Genomic DNA, 21,363 nt, shown 5'->3' with positions numbered 1-21,363 from the left:
CCTGTTTCGCCTCCCGCTTCACCCTCACCACGAGGGTGGTGACTGAAGCCTAGCTCAACCAGATGAGCCCGTTTGCCGCCCTTGCCGCAACGGGATCAACATCAAGAATCAGTTACTTGCGCCCACCCGGTTTGCTACTGCCACCACCTCCGGTCCCGGACCCACAGCCAAGCGCCAGCTTGTCAGCGGCCGCCTTCGCCTGCACCAGACCGTAGCCGAAGCTGTTGTCGCGCCCCAGCGCCCCCAGATCCTGGGCGCTGCTGCGCAGGGTCTGGCGCAGCTGATCGTTGCTGCACTCCAGTCGCTGCGACCAGACCAAGGCGGCCACCCCGACCACGTGTGGCGTCGCCATCGAGGTGCCGCTGTAGTAGGCGTACCCGGTCGGCACTGTGGAGAGCACAGAGACGCCGGGGGCGGCCAGCTCCACCTGATCGTTGCGCTGGGAGAAATAGGCCAGCTGCTTGTTGGCATCGATGGCGGCCACGCTCACCACGCTGCTGTAGGAAGCGGGATAGGACTTGCTGGTGTTGCCCGCATTGCCCGCCGCCGCCACGCTCAGCACGTTCTGGCTGTAGGCCTGGTTGAAGGCTCTCTCTTCGGTCTTGCTGGGTACGCTGCCCCCCAGACTCATATTGATGACCATGCGGGTGAAGCCGCGGCTGCTCATCCCCTGCTTGCAGGCATTGAGCGCCCCCACCAGGTTGGAGGAGTAGGCCCAGCCGTTGGCCCCGAACACCTTGACGATCTGCAGCGGCACGCTCTGATTCGGCAACACCCCGAGCACGCCCTGATCGTTACCCCCTACGGCGGCTATGGTGCCCGCCACATGGGTGCCATGGCTGTTCTCGTCGCTGTCCCAGTTGCCGGTACCGGCATCGTCATAGCCCTGTACCAGATTGGTGTCGTGCGGCAGATCGGGGTGGTTGATGCTGTAACCCGAGTCGATGATGCACACCAGCACTTCGCCGGCGGCGGCATCGCTCAGTTGCGGCGCCTGCACCATAGGAATGCCGTAGGGCAGGGTCTCGGCGCTGACATAGCGCTTGGCATCCGGCTCCACCCAGAGCACGTTGGGATTGTGCGCCAGCGCCGTGGCGGCGGCCGACGGCAACCAGAGTGCCAGAGCATTTTGCTCCTTCAGCGCCAGGGCCAGCTCACCGCCCATCCCCCGGCTCTGGGCCAGTACGGCCGCCTCCGCCCCCGGCTTGAGCTGCACCAGATAACGCGCCCGCTCGGCGGCCATCGCCCCCTGTCCCAGCACGCCCGCGACCAGCAGGCCTATCCATATCCGTTTCATCAGTCACTCCTCACGTCGATCTGATATCCCTTCGCAAAAAGTGTAGTGTCCCCTCGCCCGTGCTACGAATGCGGCAACAAAAAGGCCGGACATGGGTCCGGCCTGCTCTGGATTATCAATTACTTGGCTGGCTTGCGCTCGCCGGTAACCGTGGGGTTCTTGGGATCGGCACTCCACTCGTACCAGCCGCCGTCGTAGACGCTGATCCGCTTCCAGTCCATCAGCCAGGCGTAGAAGAAGGCCTCGGAGGCGCGCCAGCCGGTACCGCAGTAGAAGGCGGCCTGCTGGGTCGGCTCTATGTTCCACTCATCCCACATGGCGAGGATCTCGCGGGCCGGCTTCATGGTGCCGTCCGGGTTGTGGAAGTCGCTCATGCTGTTGGCATCCACCCCACCACGACCCCACTTGGCGCCGGGAATGTCGCCCTTCGGCTTGATGTAGCTGTAGCCGGAGGTGTTGCCGACGAACTCGTCCCAGGTGCGCACGCTGACCAGGGCGCCGTCGGGCTGCTTGAGCAGCTCCTTGGCCTGACTCAGGGTGGTGTAGTACTCGGGATGGGCCGGGATGGCGACGCCGAACTCCTTGGCTGGCTTGAAGGTGTTGGCCAGCCCGGTCTCGGTACGCAGGTGCTGCACGAACCAGGCATCCAGGCCGCCGTCCAGCAGCCGCACGTCCTCGACGCCCGCATACATCATCAGGTGGGCCGCGCGGGCCGCCGCCATGGTGTTGCGACCGTAGAGGATGACGGTGGTGTCGTGGCGGATGCCGTTCTCCAGCAGCAGCTTTTTGAGCGCCTCGTCAGAGACCTTGTTCCACAGCGGCTCCTCTTCCAGCCGGTTGGTGTCGATGTAGCCGGCCCCCGGGATATGGCTCAGCAGATAGGCCTTGGGTGAACCCCACGCCACCTCGAACAGCTTCCAGTCGCCCTTGGGCGCAGCCACCACCGGCTTGCCCTCCTGCAGGTCGGCCAACCAGCGCGGATGGACCAGCTGCTGCCAGCGAGCCAGATGCTCGCGCGGCGCACTTTTCCAGCCCTGCAGCTCGAACAGCTGCTTGATACCCTGCTGGCGCAGCAGGCGGGCCACTTCGGCCACCTCGCGCGGAGCACCGTAGAGTGCCACCGGCCGCTCGGCCTGCAGCCCCTTGGTTGCCAGCGCCGTCGGCCACTCTTCATCACTGTACTTCCACTCGGCGGAGAGGTTCTCGGCACCGGCCACGTGGCCGCCCTGCTGCTCGCCCTCCATGGGCCAGCCCTGGTAGAACTGGCTCGGCCGGGTATCCAGAATGACCGCCGCCTTGGCCTTGGCGTCAGCCAGCGAGAGCGGTGGCAGCTCGGCTGCCAGGGTCGGCAGGGCATGCCAGAGCAACAAGGTCGCCAGGGTGGCCCGTAACAAGCTCATTATTCGTTTCATGGTGATCTCTCGATTCAGAGTGACAAGGTTAAAAAATGGAGCGGCCCAGACGCTCGGCCAGCAGTTCCAGCGCGGCCGTGCCCGCCAGCGAGTTGCCCGCCTTGTTGAGCTCGGGCGACCAGACACAGACGCACAATTCCCCCGGGATGAGGGCGATGATGCCGCCACCGACCCCCGACTTGCCCGGCATACCGACCCGATAGGCGAAATCCCCCGCCTCGTCATAGAGGCCGCAGGTGGCGAGCAGGGCGTTGACCTGCTTGGTGGTGCGGGCCGGCAGCAGCGGGGAGCTTTCTCCAAGCGGCACGCCACGGTTGGCCAGATAGATGAAGGCCCGCGCCAGATCGACGCAACTCATGCGGATGGCACAGGCATTGAAGTAGCTCTGCAGCACCTTGTCCACTTCGTTCTCGAAGTTGCCATAGGCCTTCATCAGATAGGCGATGGCCGCGTTGCGGGCGGAGTGCTGATATTCGGAGCGGGCCACTACCTGATCCGCCATGATGGCCGGGTTGCCCGAGAGGCGGCGGACCAGCTCCAGAGTGCGCTGACGCGGGGCGGTGAGGCGGGTTTCCAGCAGATCGCTCACCACCAGGGCACCGGCGTTGATGAAGGGGTTGCGGGGAATGCCCTGCTCGAACTCGAGCTGCACCAGGGAGTTGAAGGGCTGACCTGAAGGCTCCTTGCCGACCCGGGCCCAGATCTCCTCTTCCTGATAGAGAGTGAGTGCCAGGGTCAGGCTCAGGGCCTTGGAGATACTCTGGATGGAGAAGGGCTCGAAGGCGTCACCTGCGGTGAACAGCTCCCCTTCCACGGTACAGACGGCGATCCCGAGCCGATCGGCCGGCACCTGGGCCAGTGCGGGAATATAGTCGGCCACCTTGCCCTGTCCGAGCAGCGGGCGCACCTCATCCAGGATGCTGGCCAGTAATTCGGATGACAACACCATAAGCGATTCCATAACTAACGTGGAGATCCCATCACCACCGACAAAAATCCCGCCAGCGGCGGGACTTGTCTATCTGCTGTCGCAGGCTGTCGAACCGGGGCGCCTGCCACAGCCGGCCTGATATCAGGCGGGTTCGCCGTACCAGAGGTCGAACAGCTCGGAAACCACCACGGCTTCCATCCCCTTGCCTTCCAGCCAGGTTTTGACGGCGGCGCGGTCTTCTTCGCTGCATTTGCCCAGCTGCTGGGTGCAGATCATCCCTTCCCAGGCCAGATGGCCGGAACCGGCGAAGGCCAGTTTGCGGGGTTCGATCACTTCATCGATCATCGCATCGACTACGGCATCGATGGTCTCTTCGGCAGTGCCGACCGGGAAGTTGAAACTGATGTCGAAGCCCATTTCCTGGAATTCATCGACGCGCAGTTTCTTGCGCAGGCGGCGGCTACGATTGGCCATGATAGCTCCTTCAGTTAGTTGACACGTTTGAAAATCAGATCCCACACCCCGTGACCGAGACGGTGGCCACGTTGTTCGAATTTGGTCAGCGGACGCCAGTCCGGACGCGCCACCCAGTTACCGGTGGCGGAGGTGTTCTCGTACCCCTCGGCGGCGCTCATCACTTCCAGCATGTGCTCGGCGTAGTTTTCCCAGTCGGTGGCCATGTGGAACACGCCACCGATGGCCAGCTTCTGGCGAATGTCCTGGGCAAAGGCCGGCTGGACGATGCGGCGCTTGTGGTGACGGCTCTTGTGCCAGGGGTCCGGGAAGAACAACTGCAGGCAGGCGAGCGAGCCGTTCGGGATCATGTGCTCCAGCACCTCGACCGCGTCGTGACAGATGACACGCAGATTGGTGACCCCCGCTTCCTGGGCTGTGCCAAGGCAGGCACCGACACCCGGTGAGTGCACTTCAATACCGATGAAGTTCTTCTCGGGGGCATTCTTGGCCATCTCCACCAGGGAGGCGCCCATGCCAAAGCCGATCTCCAGCACCACCGGGGCCTCGCGGCCAAACAGGGCAACCAGATCGAGCGGCTCCGGTGCGAAATCGATGCCCATGACCGGCCACAGCTCCTCCAGAGCCTTCTCCTGCCCTTTGGTCAGGCGGCCTTCGCGACGGACAAAGCTGCGGATCTTGCGCATGAACTTGCCGTCTTCGTTAAATACATCTTGGGTCACAGGCATAATCAAATTGCTCGTTTATTGCATCGGTCTGGGTCACAGACGACATAAATGGATTGCTAGCTATCTCGTCGTGCTGGTCACAGACGACCGAGATGAATTGCTCGTTGTTTCATCGCTCCACCTCGCCGATGAACGCGAAATTGCTCGTCATTTCATCGCTTGGCGAAACAGGGTAGCGAATTATCCCAAGATAGGCCCAAGGCGCAAGTGTTTCACGCAACAAATCCCCCGACACAGACCAATTCCGCCACCGCGATTGACAAATGCCACCCCGTTCACAGAATCTGCCGGGGCTCGGGCGCATCCTGACCTGCGCAAATAAAACCATACACAACAAAGGATTGCAGTATGAAACACACAGCATTGGCGTTTGCCATCACAGCCCTGCTGGCCGGGTGCAACACCTCCAGCAACGATTCACAGGCCCCCTCCGCCGCCGAGCAGGCCTATGAATACCTGGTGCAGCTGAGCTCCACCGCCGAGGGGATCGGCGCCAGACCCACCGGCAGCGAGGCCGAGACCCGTGCCGCCGCCTGGATCCAGGACCATCTGGCCGGCTGGGGCTACGAGGTGCAACGCCAGCCCTTCACCTACACCCAGAGCGGAACCAGCAAGGCCTCCCAGAACCTCGTCGCCGAGCTCAAGGGCAAGAGCGACAAGGTGATCCTGATCGGTGCCCACTATGACAGCACAGGCGACAAGCAGGGCTCCGAGGGAGCCACCGACAACGGTGCCGGGGTCGCAGCCCTCTTGGCGGTCGCCGAAGCACTCAAGGGGCAGACCCTGCCCTACACGGTACGCTTCGCCTTCTTTGGCGCCGAGGAGAACGGCCTCAACGGCTCCAAGGCCTATGCCGCCAGCCTCGACAGCGCCGCCGTTGCCAAGCTGCTGGCCATGGTGAACTACGACACCATCGCCGGGGGCGACCTCGTCTACGTTCACTCGGCCCACTCCAACGTGGCCAAGTACAAGTGTGCCGACCCGAGCCGCTACAGCTTCGATCCCAAGGTGCGGGATCGCCTGCTGACCATCTCCAAACAGACCGCCACCCCGTTTGCCATTCATCCCAGCTATGATGGCTACCCTGAGGGGGAGACCGGCGGCTGGTCCGATCATGCGCCGTTCGCCTGCCTAGGGGTGCCCGTCGCCTACGTGGAGGCCACCAACTTCACCATCAACGGGGAAGATGGCTATGACGGCTACTCCCAGACCACCAATCCGGCGCTGTGGGACTGCTACGACGAGGCCACCAAGAGCGCCTGCGATCGGGGCAGCGAAACCCAGTGGGGCAAGATCTGGCATACCCAGTATGACCGCCTCGACAAGATGGCCGAGCTGTTCCCGGGCCGGGTACAGCAGCAACTCGGCGCCAACACCGAGCTGATGCTCCGCTTCCTCAGGGAGCCGGGGCTGTAACCCTGCCATCTCGCCGCTGAACCGGGGCTTTTACGCCTCGCGGCCTTCCCCGGCCGATAAAATTCGGGCAGGTGCCAAACCTGCCCTTTTTTATCGATTTTTGTTACAGCCATTGCCTCATTTTTTAAATCTGATACAAACGGATAACTTGGCGGTCGAATGGAGCGACCGCTCACCACGCCAGAGAGAATCCTATGCAGCCCTTTTTTGCCCAGCGCTTCGAGAAGGTAGAACCTTCCTTCATCCGCGAGATCCTCAAAGTTGCCGCCAATCCGGAGATCATCTCCTTCGCCGGCGGCCTGCCCAATCCGCACCTGTTCCCGGTCAAGGCCATCGAGCAGGCCTGCCAGGACGTGCTGCGCGAGCAGGGCGCCGCGGCCCTGCAGTATGCGGCCACCGAGGGCTTCGCCCCGCTGCGCCAGTACATCGCCGACCGCTATCTGGCCCGCCACGGCATGCAGGTCAATCCGGACAACATCCTCATCACCAGCGGCTCCCAGCAGGCGCTGGATCTGCTGGGCAAGGTGCTGATCGACGAGGGACAAGACCTCATCATCGAGGAGCCGGGCTATCTTGGCGCCATCCAGGCCTTCTCCGTCTATCAACCTGCCTTCAAGCCCATCACCCTGGGTGAAGAGGGGCTGGATCTGGCGGCGCTGGATGCGCTGCTGGCGAGCGGCTCCAACGCCAAGCTGCTCTACGGCGTGCCCAACTTCCAGAACCCGAGCGGCGTCTCCTACAGCCGCGCCAATCGCGAGGCGCTTGCCGAGCGGCTGGTACGCCACGAGCTGCTGATGGTGGAAGACGACCCCTACGGCGAGCTGCGCTTCGAGGGCGAGCACCTGCCCCCCATCGCCAAGCTGGCGCCGAACAATACCGTGCTGCTCGGCTCCTTCTCCAAGACCGTCGTCCCGGCCTTCCGCCTCGGCTGGATGCTGGTGCCGGACTGGCTGCGCAAGAAGGTCACCATCGCCAAGCAGGCGACAGACCTGCACAGCAACGCCTTCAGCCAGCAAGTGCTGCACCGCTTCCTGATCGACAACTCGCTGGACGCCCACCTCGAGAAGATCAAGGAGGTCTATGGCCGCCAGCGCGCCGCCATGGAGGCCGCCCTGGCCCGTCACTGCCCGCCTGGCGTCAGCTATACCCGACCGGAAGGGGGCATGTTCCTCTGGCTGACCCTGCCCGCCAGCGTCAGCGCCATGGCGCTGTTTGACGAGGCGATCAAGGAGAAGGTGGCCTTCGTACCGGGCGCTCCTTTCTATGTGCGCCCCGAGATCCAGAACACCCTGCGCCTGAGCTTCTCCTGCGTGGATGAAACCACCATAGAGGAGGGGGTCAAGCGTCTGTGCCGCGCCCTCGCCCGCATGCTCTGACAGGCCTCGGGATGAAAAAAAACCAGCGACTAGGTCGCTGGTTTTTTTATGGGTGGCGGGCTGGCTCAGGCCTTTGCCAGCAGGGCGGCAAACTCCTTCATCGGCATCGGCCGGCCAAAGAGATAACCCTGCAGGAAGGTCACCTGACGCGCCCGCAGATAGGCGGCCTGCACCTCGTTCTCCACCCCTTCGGCCACCAGTTGCAGACCGAGCCGGGTCGCCAGATCGATGACGTTCTCGACGATATGGCTGGAGAGGGCATCCGAGCCGATCATGCCGACGAAGCTCTGATCGATCTTGAGAAAGTCCACCTGGAACTGCTGCAGGTAAGTGAGGCTGGAGTGGCCGGTGCCGAAGTCGTCGATGGCGATGAAGACGCCCAGCTGATGCAGCTCGGCAAACAGCCGGTCGGTCGTCTCGTCCGCCACGATCAGCTCCCGCTCGGTCAGCTCCAGCACCAGCTTGACGGGGTTCTCCCGAAACGCGTTGATGAACTGGCGACAATCCTCCACCAGGCTCAGATCCTTGCAGTGACTGGCGCTGATGTTGAAGCCGAAGTGGAACCCTCTGGGCAGGCTGTGCACTCGGCCTGCGAACTGTTCGCGCACCTGCTCCATCAGCAGGCGGGTCATGGGCACGATGAGGCCGCTGTCTTCGGCCAGCGGGATGAAGCGATCCGGCGAGATGAGGCCCTGGCGCGGATGCTGCCAACGCATCAGCACCTCGCAGCCGCTCCAGTGAGCGTCGTCACCGGTCACTACCGGCTGCAGGTAGGGGATGAACTCCCGCTGATCCAGCGCTCGCCGCAGCTCCTGGGAGGGAGAGGTCGAGCGGCCGGTCAGCCAGTAGACCAGACAGCCCACCACCAGCCCCAGCAGGGGATAGATGATGAGGCTGGCGCGGGAGTAGGTCCAGATGTGGCTGCCGTACTCGTCATAGGAGAGCTCGGTGACGACCCGAAACGGGTACTTGCCGGAGACCTGCTCCAGCGACCCCAGCACCACGGGCGGCACCTCGTCATGGATCTGGCCGTTGGCCAGCATGCTCTGTGCCCCGATCACCAGGGTCAGCGGCGAGTTGCGGCTGAGCATGTCGAGGATGTTGTGCAGATAGTAACCGTCGACCCCGACCAGCACGCTGTACTCCCCCACCGGCTGGCGATAGACCACCAGAGGCCGATCCGGGGTCACCGGGTTGCCCCGCATCAGATCCAGCTGGCCGTTGGCGTAGTCGGCCAGCTTGAAGGGGCCATGATAGGAGCCATAGAGCGAGGTGCAGTAGACCACTTCCCCCCTGGCCAGGTTGACGGTGCGCACGTCCGGTATGGTGGCCACCTGATCCCGCAGCCCCTGCACCACCTCCTCGCAGGGGCGCCCGACGCTGCCCTCTACCATGGCGGCCGCCTGGTGAGCGTGATCCAGGGTGCGCTCCAGCATGTTGCGAGCATGGAGCAGGCGCTCTTCGGCATCCTGTTTCATGCCGGCAAAGGTCTGCCAGGAGACGATCAGCACGCCGAGCAGCAGGGGCAGCAGGCCGGCCAGCAGTGCCGCCCCCAGCCGGGTATAAAACTGGCGCAACCTCAAACGACGAAACGGCATACTCCCCCTCGCTGCAACGGTGAAAAGGCGGACGAGTCTACTCCTATCCCCTTTCCTGACAAGCATCTTCTGATGCATTGGACAACAGGGCAAGGCGCCCCGTCAGGGCAGGCGGCATGACGGCTCACACCCTGGGTGAGCGCCGCCCACGTCTGCAGTGACGATTATAATCTTTGCAAAAACAGTTGCTTGTTCATCTTGCGCAGGCCCACTAGAGTAGAGCCAACAGCGTCAGGGAGTCTGGATATGAAAATATTGATCACGGGCGGGACGGGCTTTATCGGTCGCCGCCTGGTGGCCCACCTCAAGGTAGCGCACGAGGTGCTGGTGCTGACCCGCCAGGGCAGCCGCGCCTACGATCTGCTCGGCCACGACGTCAAGCTGATCGATACCCTGGACCAGCTCGACAACCTCAACGACGTGGATGCGGTCATCAACCTGGCGGGAGAACCCATCGCCGCCGGCCGCTGGAGCGAGCGGCGCAAGCAGCAACTCTGCGACAGCCGCTGGCTGCTGACAGAGCAGCTGGTCGATCTCATCAAGCTCTCCGACACCCCGCCCAGGGTGCTGATCAACGCCTCCGCCATCGGCTGGTATGGCCGCCAAGGTGATGCGCCGCTGGACGAACAGTGCCAGACCCCTCACGATGAATTCACCCATCAGCTCTGTCAGCAGTGGGAAACCCTGGCCCGCGAGGCCCGCAGCAAGCATACCCGGGTCTGCATCGTGCGCATCGGGCTGGTGCTCGGCACCGACGGCGGCGCCCTGCCCAGAATGCTGCCTCCCTATCGCCTCGGCCTCGGCGGCCCCATGGGCACGGGAAACCAGATCATGAGCTGGATCCACATTCAGGATCTGGTGCGCGCCATCCTGTTCCTGCTGGATCACGAGGAGTGCGACGGCCTCTTCAACGGCACGGCGCCCCAGCCGGTCAGCAACCGCGAGTTCAGCCAGACTCTGGCCGGCACCCTGCACCGGCCGCACCTCTTCTTCGTGCCAGCCCCCCTGTTGCAGCTGCTGATGGGCGAGGCGGCCGATCTGCTGCTCACCGGCCAGAGGGTGCTGCCAACCCGTCTGCAGCAGGCCGGCTTCCACTTCACCTACCCGGAACTGCCCCAGGCCCTTGCCAATCTGCTGAGCACTGCCCGCTGACCGGGCTCTTCAGCCAACCGGATAATAATCAGCCCGGCCATTGGCCGGGCTGATTATTATTGTGCCTTGCGGCATCCGTACAGGATGCGGTGATCAGAGCAGGCCCTGTCCCAGTCCCCGCAGCCGATCGCTCAGGGTGCCCGCCAGCAGCTGGCGCTGCATACCCTGCCCCGCCAGCGTCACCAGCACGGCCCCCAGCAGCGGCAGACCGGCCCAGATGGCCCAGTGGAACTGCCACTGCCCCTCGAACCACCACCACTGCAGGCCGAGGGAGCAGAGCTCGACCACCATGGCGGCGCACAGCCCCGCCAGCAGGCCGCTGGCAACCAGCTCCCAGCGCAACATCTTCCTGAGCAGCTCGCTGCCGGCCCCCAGGGTGCGCATCAGCAGCAGCTCCCGGCGCCGATGGGCCATGCTGGCCTGGGTCTGGGTCAGCAGCACCAGCAGCGCCGCCACCGTCACCAGCCCCAGCATCAGCCCCAGCGCCCGGCTCACCTGATCCGACACCGCCGTCAACCGCACGATCAAATCGTCCACATCGATCAGGCTCACCGTGGGGTGTCGGCGGATCAGCTCCACTTCGGCCACCCGGCCCTGCTCCGGCAGACGATAGCTGCCGAGCCAGGTCTGGGAGAAGGGAGCCAGTACGTCGGGCGAGAAGATCATGTAGAAATTGGGGCGCATGTTGTCCCACTTGATGGCCCGCAGGCTGGTCACCTTCGCCTTGAAACTGCGCCCCTCGATGGTAAAGCCCAGGGTGTCGCCAAGGGCGATGTCGAGCCGCTTGGCCAGATCCTTGTCCACCGATACCTGGCCGGGGCCGTCCAGCCAGCGTCCTGCGGTCAGGGTATTGTCCGGCGGCAGGGTGGCGGTGGTGGTGAAGTTGAGCTCGCGATTGACCCCCTCGCGGCCATCTTCATCCGTGTCGCGCACCGCCTCGCTGGCGATGCTGACCAGCCGGCCACGCACCATGGGGTAGAAGTCCGAAGTCATGGCCCCCGCCTGGCGCAGATCGGCCAGGATCCCCTCCCGCTCCCCGTCTGCCACGTTGACCAGGAAGCGGTTGGGGGCATCCGCCGGCAGCCGGGCCGAAAACTCGCCGAGCAGGTCGACCCGTGCCGCCCAAAGCAGACCGAACAGCATGAGTGCCAGCGCAAAGCCCGCCAGCTGGAACAGACCACTGCCCCGCTCGCGGGAGAGGTGGCTGATGGCCAGCCGCAGCGCATGGGGGCCCTGTACCCGCCGCCCCAGTCGCAGCAGCAGGGAGGCGATCACTGCCAACAGCCCCATCAGCAGACCCATGCCGCCGATCAGCCCCAACGCCAGAGTCGCATCGGCGGTGAAGCCCCACACCAGCCCAAACAGGCCGAGCAGCGCCACCGGCAACGCCAGCCAGGGCGGGATCCCCGCCTCCAGCTCGCGGCGCAGCACCCGCAGCGGCGGCACCTTGAGCAGACGCAGGAAGGGCACGAAGGCCAGCAGCAGGGTGATGAAGAAGGCCACTGCCAGCCCCAGCGCAAAGGGGCGCCACGACGGCGGCGGCAGATCGGCCGGCAGCAGGTTGCCCAGTAGATGCAGGGTCAGCCACTGCATGGCGCTGCCCGCCACCAGACCGAGCAGGGCGCCCGCCAGGGTCAGCGACAGCAGCAGGGTGCCCATCAGTTGCCAGAGCGTGCGCCGCGACGCGCCGAGCGTCTTGAGCAGCGCCACCATGTTGGTCTGGCGCTCGGCGAAGTGACGGACCGCGATGCCCATGGCCAGCGCTCCCAGCAGCACCCCGGCCAGGGAGGCGAGCCGGAAGAAGCGCTCGGCATTGGCCAGCGAGCGGCCCACCTGAGAGCCCTGGTCATCCGGCTTGATCAGCTTCTGCCCCGCCTTGAGCCTGGGTTTGAGCCAGCGTTCATACTCGGCCACCTGCTCGCGGGAGCCCTTGAACAGGTAGCGCCACTGCTGGCGGCTACCTGGCAGCAGGGCGCCGGTCGCCTCCACATCGGCGCTGTGGATCAACGCCCTCGGCGCCAGCAGGAAGGGGCTGAAGCCCTGATCCGGCTCCTGACCCAACACTCCCGCCACCTTGAGCACCGTATTGCCCACTTCCAGCTCATCCCCCGGCTTGGCCGCCAGCAGCTGCATCACCCGGGCGGAGAGCCAGATCTCGCCGGGCGCCGGCGCCCGCTGGGGGGTCAGCTCCAGCTTGCCGTAAAAGGGGAAATCCTCAGGCACGGCGCGGATGGAGGCCAGCTGCAGAGCATCCCCATGAAACAGCATGCTGTTGAAGCTGACCGTGGTCTGCACCGCCAGACCCGTTTTGGCCGCCTGTTCGAGCCAGACGGCCGGCGCCGGCGTGGCCGAGCGCAGCGCCCGGTCGGCACCGATAAAGTCTCGCCCCGAGGCTTTGAGCCCGGCATCCAGCCGATCCGCCACCAAGGCCACGCTCAGTACACAGGCCACACTCAGCGCCAGCGCCAGCACGAACCAGCGCAGCTCGCCGTTGAATCCTTCGCGCCGCAACAGGCGCAATCCCAGTCGCCACTGACTCATCACAACTCCCTGACTCTTGTGTCTTCGGATGCTGACGCAGCCGCCTCCAGTCGCCCCGCCGCCATCACCAGCTGCCGCTGGCAACGCCGGGCCAGGTCGTGATCATGGGTCACCACCACGAGCGTGGTGCCGTGCTCGCGGTTGAGCTCGAACAGCAGCTCGATCACCCGCTCCCCGGTCTTGCTGTCGAGGTTGCCGGTGGGTTCATCGGCCAGCAGCAGGCTGGGCTTCGTCATGAAGGCGCGGGCGATGGCGACCCGCTGCTGCTCGCCGCCGGAGAGACGCGGTGGCAGATGGTGCAGCCGTTCACTGAGGCCGACCGCCGCCAGCAACTCGCGGGCCCGCGGCTCGCAGCGGGTCTCGCCGCGCAGCTCGGCGGGCAGCATGACGTTCTCCAGCGCGCTCAGGGTGGGCAGCAGCAGGAAAGACTGGAAGATGAACCCCACCTGCTCGGCCCGCAGTCGGGCACGCCCCTCCTCGTCCAGCTTCAACAGCGACTGGCCGAGGATCTCGATATCCCCCTGGCTCGGCAGATCGAGCCCGGCCAGCAGCCCCAGCAGGGTAGACTTGCCGGAGCCGGAGGCACCGACCAGCGCCACCGTTTCGCCGCTATTGACTTGCAGGTCGATCCCTTCAAGGATGGTGAGGCTTTCCTGGCCCAGGCGCACTGTCTTGCCCAGGCCCTTGACGTTGATAATGGGAGTTGAATTCATGACGCGTTTCCTGTTTGCCTTGTGCTGCCTGGTGTCATCGGTGCAGGCCCAGACCTTGCTGGTGCTGGGCGACAGCCTGAGTGCGGGTTATCAGATGCCGGCGGAGCAGAGCTGGCCTGCCCTGCTCAATCAGAAATGGCAGCAACAGGGGGGTAAACATCAGCTTATCAATGCCAGCATCAGTGGTGAAACTACGCAAGGGGCGCTGGCCAGATTACCCGCCCTGCTCAAGGAACATCAACCGGACTGGGTGCTGATCGAACTGGGTGGCAACGATGGGCTACGCGGGTTCGCACCGGCCATCACCCGGGACAATCTCACCAAAATGGTGGCCCTGACCAAGGCGCAACAGGTAAAAACCGTGTTGACCCAGATCCAGCTGCCCCGCAACTACGGCGCCCGCTACCTGCGCCAGTTCGAGCAGATCTTCCCGGAACTGGCCAGCGCCAATCAGCTGCCGCTGATGCCCTTCTTCATGGATGATATTGCGCTGCGCCCTGAACTCATGATGAACGATGGCATCCACCCCACCGCCGCCGCTCAGCCGCAGATCCGCGACCGGGTGGCCAGCTTCATCGAGCCGCTGCTGACCCAATGAGTCTGCCATGGCGCCTCGTCCGCCATCCGGGTCTAACGGCCCAATAAAAAATCCCGCCTTGGCGGGATTCTTTATTGCTCCTGAATCAGCGCTCCAGGATCTGGCGCAGCCGTTCCTGAGCCACGCCAACCAGCAAGTCTGGCTGGAACTTGGAGATGAAGCGATCGCAGCCCACCTTCTTGACCATGGCCTCGTTGAAGTTGCCACTCAAAGAGGTGTTGAGGGTGATGAAGAGATCGGACATGCGGGCATCGCTGCGAATTTCGTGGGTCAGCCGGTAGCCGTCCATCTCCGGCATCTCAGCATCGGTGATCATCAGCAGGATCTCGTCGGTCACCTTCTTGCCCGCATCGCACCACCCCTTGAGCAGGTTGAGCGCCTGCAGCCCATCCTGGCATTCGATCACCTCCAGTCCCAACTGGCCGAGGGTCTCGCGCACCAGGTTGCGAGCCGTGCTGGAGTCGTCGACGATGAGCACCTTGCGGCCATGCATTTCCGGCAGGATATCCCGATCCAGCACCTCTTCCGAGATGCGGATGTCGTAGGTGATGATCTCGGCCAGCACCTTCTCCACGTCGATGATCTCGACGATCTGGTCAACACCATCCTCCGGGATGCGGGTGATGGCGGTCAGGTAGTTCGCCCGCCCGGCCGAGCGCGGTGGCGGCAGAATGTCCTTCCAGGTCATGTTGACGATGTTGGCCACCTGGCCGACCAGAAAGCCCTGAATGGTGCGGTTGTACTCGGTGATGATGAGGTTGGACTCGGCATCGATGGGCATGGGGCGCATGCCGATGGCGCTGCGCAGGTTGATCACCGGAATGGAGGTGCCACGGATGTTGGCCACCCCGCTGATGTTGTGGTGTGCACCGGGCATCTTGTTGAGGTGAGGCAGCTTGACCACTTCCCGTACTTTGAACACGTTGATCGCAAACAGCTGCTGGGATCCCAAACGGAACATCAACAGCTCCAGGCGGTTCTCCCCTACCAACTGGGTACGCTGATCCACCGAATCCAATATGCTCGCCATATAAAGCCCTTACGTCCGTTGCCCGAGTCTCGCCATAGTATAGAAGGGTCAGAATCCCAACACGACCCGTATTCTTATCCTATGTCGGCCAGATGATGGCTGAACTTGATTAAAAAAAGCGAGACCCCGCTCGCGCCCATGCTCTCTTCAAGCCTGTCAGTAGTCATTCACCTAAATTCCCGCTCCTGGCGCACATTCACCTCCCTTTGGGGGTAAGCATCGAGCCAGCCCGATAGCTCCATCCATAAAAAAAGCGGCAGATTGCTCTGCCGCTTTTTGCCTGGGGTCGACCGGATTACTTGTCGATATCCAGCATGTTGTTATTGAGCATGTAGTCGATCACCTGGGACGAGGTGGCCGACGCGCTGCCGGTGAGGCTGTCGAACGTGTGGTTCATCAGAACTATCTCCTGGGTCACGGGGGCGGCGCTGCTCTCTTTGACCTGCAGGTGAACCCCTTCGCTGTCCTGGAAGACCGAGAGCAGGCTCTTCAGATCGTTCTGGTTGCGAGAACCGTCGTGATCCAGCAGGTCGCTCAGATCCAGCTTGTCACCCTCCGCCTTGGAGAAGTCGACCACGTAGTCTTTGGCCACGCTGCCCGCAGCTGTGTCGCCCTGCAGCCAGGTGAAGGTATCGGCACCACCATCCCCCTTGAGAATGTCATTGCCAAGCCCGCCGACCAGGATGTCATTGCCCAGACCACCGCTCAGGGTATCGTCACCGCTACCGCCAAACAGGGTGTCGTTGCCGCTGCCACCGTACAGGGTATCGTTGCCGCTCTCGCCATACAGGGTGTCGTTGCCGGCACCACCGAACAGGATGTCGTTGCCGGCACCGCCAAACAGGAAGTCATCGCCACCCTGACCGAACAGGATGTCGTTGCCATCGCCGCCGATCAGCACGTCTGCCTTGTCGTTGCTGGAGGACTGATCAAACTCGCTGGCATGGTCCGTGATGTAGTCATGGACCTGGGCATCGGTCACCGAGCCTGCGCTCAGCTTGCCGGCCACATACTGCTTGATGGCCGCGTAGCCTTCACCGTTGATGCCGGCAAAGTGGATGGCATCACCGAACAGGATGTCGTCACCGGCACCGCCGTCGATCCGGTCGCTGCCCGGCAAGTTGTTCACCGAGGTACCCAGAATGGCGTTAGCCAGGTCGTTGGCTGACACGTTGGACTGCACAATCTGATCACTGTCGAACAGCTTCAGGGTATCGATGGAGACGTTGCTGCCGATGCCGATCGCTTCCAGCGTCACGTTATTGGCCAGCAGAAGCGGCAGCACAGCCAGCGCGTTTTGCAATGCCCAGTAGTTGCTGTCATAGGAGGTAGAGATCTCGAAGGTACCATCCCCCTGTGCCTTCAAGGTCCCGATGGTGGTCGAGCTCCACTTGTTGTTATTGCCCTGCGACCACTTCTGAACATTGCCATTCGCATCGATCAGCACCCGGTTGGTGCCGCCGATGTTGGCGTAGAAGGCTTCACCCGGCACATAGTTGTTGACGTTGACAAACGAATCGAGACGCTCGTTGGTCTTCGTATTCACGATCGGGTTGGTATCTTCATAGTCGTAATAGGTGTTTGGTGCCCCATCGGTAATGAAGTACGCCAGGTTCTTCGCATTGGCGTTGTTCTTGGCGGTGTCGCTGTTGAACCAGTTGGAGGTTGTCTTGAGCGCATCCTCGTAGTTGGTCGCCCCACCATTCCAGTAACTGCCGTCCATGCTGTCGAGCACGGCCTGCAACTTGGTCAGGACATTGGGATCCTTCAAGTCTACGCTGATGGACTTGTTGGCCTGACTGTCGAAGTCCACCAGGAAGATGTTGACCTTGCCCGCCCCCTCAGTACCGGCACTGGTCTTGAGGGTTGCAAACACCTGCGCCAGCTGGCTCTTGATGGTGTTCATGGCACTGGTGCCGATACTGCCCGAGCTGTCGACCATAAAGGCGATGTTGTAGTTCTGGCCCGGCAGCACCACGCTGCCATCCAGATCCCCGACCACGATATTGTGTTCACTGCCATAGGTACGGTTCTGATCGCCCGGCTCCCCTTCGGTAGAGAGGAAGTAGCTCATGCGGATCGAATCCTGATCCGATGCGCTGCTGGTCTGATCGGTCGCCACTTCCTTGGCGATGGCTTCGACCTTGAGGTCGAACTGGCCGGCACTGCTGCCCGGCACCCGCAGGGTCAGACCGGTCAGTTTGACGTCCAGCGCGCTCTGGTTCCACAGACCGGTCAGCGTCAGCTTGCCATCGGCCCCCACTGTGCCAAGCACGGTGGAGCCCTGATACAGAGTCGACCCCGTCGGCATGCCGGTCAGCACCAGGCTGTCGAACTGTTCGCTGCCATCCCGGTCGGTCAGGGAGGCGCTGATCTCGAGCGGATAATCCACCAAGCTGGGCGGTACCGCCGTCAGGGTGCCGTCGGTCTGGTTGAACTGGTAGATGCCGTCATCAAACTGCACCAGCTCGATGTCGTAGAGCGACTTGCTGATGGTGACGCCGTTCTCCTTGACCAGGAAGTTGAAACCGCCGTCACTTCTGCGCTCGATGACATAGTTGGCACGCGAGCCCATCAGCACGGCCAGGTCGGTACCGGCGCCGCCATACAGGGTGTCGCCACCCAGCCCGGCTACCAGAATGTCGTTGCCGGTACCGCCGTCGAGGGTGTCACCTGAGGTGGAGTTGCCACCAACCAGCACATCATTGCCCGCACCGCCGACGAAGTAATCTCCGCCGCCCTTGACGCTGACGATGTAGTCGTTGCCGCTGGTACCCACCACGCTGTCTTGAGTGGTGGTGCTGTCGGTAAAGCTGCTGGTGATGCCAAAGCTGCCCTTGTTGAAGTTGCCGCTCTGGAACGCCCCGGTGGAGATGCCGGACGACGGGTACTGGCTATAGAGCGGTACACCGTTGCCGGTCAGGCTGATGTCGACCACCGGCTTGTCCGCCACCGACGCGATATCGATCACCAGCTTGCCGCTGTTGCTCAGGTTGGCGCCGTCGCTGATCTGGTAACCAAAGCTGGCGTAGTCGCCCTGCAGGTTGCCGGTCACGACGTCATTGCCGTTGCTGGCATTGGTGCTCGACTCGTTGAGGCCCGGCACGAAGCGCAGGTGACCGTTGTCGATATCGGCGTAAGAGACAAGATCCCCCACCTTCACCGCAATCCACTGGCCGGCTGCGTTCAGGTACTCCAGCTTGCCGTTCAGCGGCAGGGTATTGATCTGCACGCTCAGGTCGGAGGCTGCCTGATCATCGCTGGCACCAAACTGGGCCCACTTCAGCACCAGCGGCGTATCTTCCTTGCCGGCACTGTAACCACCCGTGGTCACCGGCGCACGATCGTTGTCGATGATGGTACCGGTGCCGTTCTGGCCACCAACGGTCACGGTCAGGGTTTCATTCGCCTCGACCAGACGATCGTCCACTGTCGGGATGGTCACAGTAAAGCCCGACACCCCGGCCGGTACCGTGATCTTGCCGGTAGTGCTGTTGTAGGTCACCCCGTTGCTGAACTGGGCGGTGCCCCAATCAAGGCTGGAGGCCGGATTGGCGCCGCTGCCCTTGATGTTGAAGTCATACTGGGTCGCTTCCTGGGTCGCATCCGACAGCGTTACCGTGTGCAGCAGGTTGCCCCCCTCGGTCGCGCTCTCGCTGGAGACCGACTGCACGATGGGCGTAAACAGCGGTTTGGTTGCGAAAGAGCCCAGGCTGTAGTCGCCGTCGCCATCCACCACCTTGACCTGGAAGTCGATGTCGCCATCGCCCAGCGGCTTGGACATGTTCTGATACTGGAAGAACTCCCACTTGCCGGTGGCCGGGGTAAATTCCAGACGGAACACCAGGGTGCCATCGCTGGCCGTGCCGATCAGGGTATTGGCCGATTCCATCGAGGTAGTGATCAGTTTGCCGGTCGCCGTGGTCAGCCCGGTCTCGGTGGAACCGACCAGCTGCATGTAGCCCTTGCCGTCGGCGCCCCACTGCGGGGTAACCGTGCCGGAACCGTAGGCGATGGCCGGTGCCGTGGTCGCCCCGAGGAACTCGATGCTCTTCACGGTGAAGTCGCTGTTGTCGGCGTAGAGGCCGTTACCATTGTTGGTGGCCTTGATGACCATGGTATCGAAGCCACCCTGCTGCACCTGGAAGTTACCGGCATAGTCGCCACCCGCCGCGTTGGAACTGAAGGTCTGGGTACCGATCAGCACGCCGCCGCGGTAGAACTCGACCACCCCGCTCTCCAGCTCGCCACCGAACATCTGGCTGAACTTGATGTTGGCGCCATAGGCCACCTTGCCCGCATCCAGCTTGATGATCAGCTGCTCGGATGCCGAAGTGCCGTCTGCGAAGTGGCGGAAGTCCACCTCGTTGGCGAGGTTGTGGTTCGGTGAACCGACGCTGGAAACCCCCAGGCCGGCGCTGGAACCGTTGACATTGGCCGTCGTCATGGCCGAGTTGGTCGACGAGGTAAAGCCCAGCGCCGTGATGCTGAAGCCGCTCACGTTCAGGGTCGTCTGGTTGCTGCCACTGTACTTGGTCAGATCAAACAGGCCGGTCAGAGTATCCGGGATGTTGGTCTTGATGACAGAGACGGCCGCCATGTCGCCAGCCACCGGTGAGTCGTCCTCGACGATAACATCCAGAGTGCTCTTGGTGACGCCGCTGCCATCGGAAACCTCTACATCCAGCTGAAACGACAACTTGTCTTCCGAGGTCGTATCCGCGTGGTCGAGGGGACCCTTGAGGGACACGTCATAGGTCCACTCTCCCTTACCGCTGGTATTGGGTGCCGTCAGCTTGACCTCGACCACAGCCTTGTAATCGGCGCCGCCAATCGCCCCCGTGTAGCCGACCAGCGTCTTGCTGCCCGCGTCCCAGCGCCACTGGACCTGAACCCCACCGGACGTCAGGTCTGCCGGCCCGTTCAGGGAGATGTTGAGCGTACTGCTGTCAATGTCACCCACCGAGAGGGTACCGGACGCCTTGGTGGCGTTGGTTGTATCCGGGTTGCCGACCGTATCGGCAATGCCATTTGCCAGCCCCTCTTCGGAGACGACAGCCCCGTTGGAGATGGTCAGTGTCGGCAGATCGTTGACCGCATCCACCTTGATGGTCACGGTTGCGGGGCTCATATCCACGGCACCGTCGTTGTCTACCGCCGCATAGTTGAAGGTGGTGTTGCCGTTCCAGTTCGCATTCGGAGTGAAGGTGAGCTTGCCAGCATCAGCCACAGCAATGCTCTGATCAACCGTCACCGCCACACCGTTCAGGTAGAGGATGCCATTGGCAGGCAGGCTCTTGATGATGAAACTCACCACGTTGCCATCAATGTCGCTGCCACTGAGGGTCGGAATGGCGATACTGGTGGCATCTTCCTGACCGTTTGCCTGCTGGTTCGCCGTCTCCGGCGCTTCATTCAGGATCTGCGCGTTGTCGCTGCCCGGCAGGGAGACGTTGCCCGCCTTGTCGGTCTGGGTCGCCGTCACCGTCAACGACTTGCCGTTGGCCGGGATCATCTCCGTCCAGCTGATGGTGCCATTGTTGTAAACAAAGCTATTTGCCGGCTGCCCGCTTGTCAGCATCAACACACCATTTGCCAGCTTCAGCTCGACCGAGTTTTCGGTGCTACCGTTGTTGATGGTCAAGATTATCTTGCCACCCGCCATCAAGTCACTATCACTGACCTCGACCCGAACCTGGATCTGATCATTGCCGATCTCTTCTTTAGTCAGCAGCTGGTCGTTGTTGGAATCATCAACTATGACCACGGTCGGTGCGCCGGTCGCGGTGGTGTCGCCCATCACCGCGCTGTCGCTGCCCGGCTGGGACTCGTTGCCCGCCGCGTCGATGATCGTGGCGGTCACGGTCAGGGTGGCGCCGTCCACCGGACGGTCAAACTCGTAGCCCACCTTGCCGGCCGTGATGTCGGCCTCGCTCAGCAGGCGATCGGCCTGGCCGCTGACCTTGAGGGTGTCCCCCGCCTTGGCCTCGGCCGGCAGGCTCACCTCGACGTTGACCTGACCGCTCAGTTCGCTGCGGCTGATGACGCCGTCGTTGTCGGCATCTTCGGTGATGACCACGGTCGGTGCGCCGGTCGC

14 protein-coding genes are annotated in these 21,363 nt (G+C 63.0%); 4 read left to right on the top strand and 10 right to left on the bottom strand.

Going from position 1 to position 21,363, the window contains the following annotated elements; all coding sequences use genetic code 11:
- Positions 1-112: 112 nt before the first annotated feature.
- From AB5Y98_RS07715 to trmB, 5 genes are all read right to left on the bottom strand, one after another.
- The gene (locus tag AB5Y98_RS07715; RefSeq protein ID WP_368231657.1) at positions 113-1,297 is read right to left on the bottom strand and encodes a S8 family peptidase; all 1,185 of its coding nucleotides are present in this window, start codon (positions 1,295-1,297) and stop codon (positions 113-115) included.
- A 119-nt stretch (positions 1,298-1,416) separates the two neighbouring features.
- Complete coding sequence (locus AB5Y98_RS07710; protein WP_368231655.1) at positions 1,417-2,709, bottom strand: rhodanese-like domain-containing protein; 1,293 nt, start codon at positions 2,707-2,709, stop codon at positions 1,417-1,419.
- 28 nt (positions 2,710-2,737) lie between these two features.
- Complete coding sequence (gene glsB, locus AB5Y98_RS07705) at positions 2,738-3,658, bottom strand: glutaminase B (protein WP_026142053.1); 921 nt, start codon at positions 3,656-3,658, stop codon at positions 2,738-2,740.
- A 123-nt stretch (positions 3,659-3,781) separates the two neighbouring features.
- Complete coding sequence (locus AB5Y98_RS07700) at positions 3,782-4,114, bottom strand: YggL family protein (RefSeq protein ID WP_005297793.1); 333 nt, start codon at positions 4,112-4,114, stop codon at positions 3,782-3,784.
- 14 nt (positions 4,115-4,128) lie between these two features.
- The gene (gene trmB, locus AB5Y98_RS07695) at positions 4,129-4,842 is read right to left on the bottom strand and encodes a tRNA (guanosine(46)-N7)-methyltransferase TrmB (protein WP_010632994.1); all 714 of its coding nucleotides are present in this window, start codon (positions 4,840-4,842) and stop codon (positions 4,129-4,131) included.
- Positions 4,843-5,190: 348 nt separating this feature from the next.
- Here trmB and AB5Y98_RS07690 point away from each other — a divergent pair, with 348 nt between their 5' ends.
- Both AB5Y98_RS07690 and AB5Y98_RS07685 read left to right on the top strand, forming a co-directional pair.
- Complete coding sequence (locus AB5Y98_RS07690) at positions 5,191-6,258, top strand: M28 family metallopeptidase (protein WP_017779439.1); 1,068 nt, start codon at positions 5,191-5,193, stop codon at positions 6,256-6,258.
- Between the two features lie 194 nt (positions 6,259-6,452).
- A complete protein-coding gene (locus AB5Y98_RS07685; protein WP_139723939.1) occupies positions 6,453-7,634 on the top strand; it encodes a PLP-dependent aminotransferase family protein in 1,182 nt (393 codons plus the stop codon).
- 65 nt (positions 7,635-7,699) lie between these two features.
- Here the strand turns inward: AB5Y98_RS07685 and AB5Y98_RS07680 are convergent, their stop codons facing one another.
- Positions 7,700-9,232: a cyclic diguanylate phosphodiesterase gene (locus tag AB5Y98_RS07680; RefSeq protein WP_017785965.1), complete on the bottom strand. Its 1,533-nt coding sequence runs from the start codon at positions 9,230-9,232 to the stop codon at positions 7,700-7,702.
- Between the two features lie 246 nt (positions 9,233-9,478).
- Between AB5Y98_RS07680 and AB5Y98_RS07675 the strand changes: the two genes are divergently transcribed.
- Positions 9,479-10,384 carry a TIGR01777 family oxidoreductase gene (locus tag AB5Y98_RS07675; protein WP_368231654.1) on the top strand — a complete coding sequence of 302 codons (906 nt, stop codon included), beginning with the start codon at positions 9,479-9,481 and terminating at the stop codon, positions 10,382-10,384.
- Between the two features lie 93 nt (positions 10,385-10,477).
- Here AB5Y98_RS07675 and AB5Y98_RS07670 read toward each other — a convergent pair whose 3' ends face one another.
- Positions 10,478-12,925 carry an ABC transporter permease gene (locus AB5Y98_RS07670; protein ID WP_139431704.1) on the bottom strand — a complete coding sequence of 816 codons (2,448 nt, stop codon included), beginning with the start codon at positions 12,923-12,925 and terminating at the stop codon, positions 10,478-10,480.
- Entirely contained in the window at positions 12,925-13,638 is a 714-nt protein-coding gene (locus AB5Y98_RS07665) for an ABC transporter ATP-binding protein (protein ID WP_024941418.1), read from the bottom strand. Before AB5Y98_RS07665 ends, AB5Y98_RS07670 begins: the two co-directional genes overlap by 1 nt.
- On the opposite strand from AB5Y98_RS07665, the gene AB5Y98_RS07660 reads away from it, so the two are divergent.
- Positions 13,637-14,236, top strand: coding sequence for an arylesterase (locus AB5Y98_RS07660; RefSeq protein WP_029304382.1), 600 nt, complete (start codon positions 13,637-13,639; stop codon positions 14,234-14,236). The genes AB5Y98_RS07665 and AB5Y98_RS07660 overlap by 2 nt on opposite strands.
- An 85-nt stretch (positions 14,237-14,321) precedes the next feature.
- Here the strand turns inward: AB5Y98_RS07660 and AB5Y98_RS07655 are convergent, their stop codons facing one another.
- Both AB5Y98_RS07655 and AB5Y98_RS07650 read right to left on the bottom strand, forming a co-directional pair.
- A complete protein-coding gene (locus tag AB5Y98_RS07655) occupies positions 14,322-15,266 on the bottom strand; it encodes a chemotaxis protein CheV (RefSeq protein ID WP_005297781.1) in 945 nt (314 codons plus the stop codon).
- A 295-nt stretch (positions 15,267-15,561) separates the two neighbouring features.
- On the bottom strand, positions 15,562-21,345 hold the full coding sequence (locus AB5Y98_RS07650) for a type I secretion C-terminal target domain-containing protein (protein ID WP_368231653.1): 5,784 nt from the start codon (positions 21,343-21,345) through the stop codon (positions 15,562-15,564).
- Positions 21,346-21,363: the final 18 nt, after the last annotated feature.

It is taken from the genome of Aeromonas sp. s3 (assembly GCF_040907805.1).
Classification (GTDB): Bacteria; Pseudomonadota; Gammaproteobacteria; order Enterobacterales; family Aeromonadaceae; genus Aeromonas; species Aeromonas dhakensis.
Note: the sequence above shows the minus strand (reverse complement) of the source record. Positions and strands in the feature narration are given on the sequence as shown.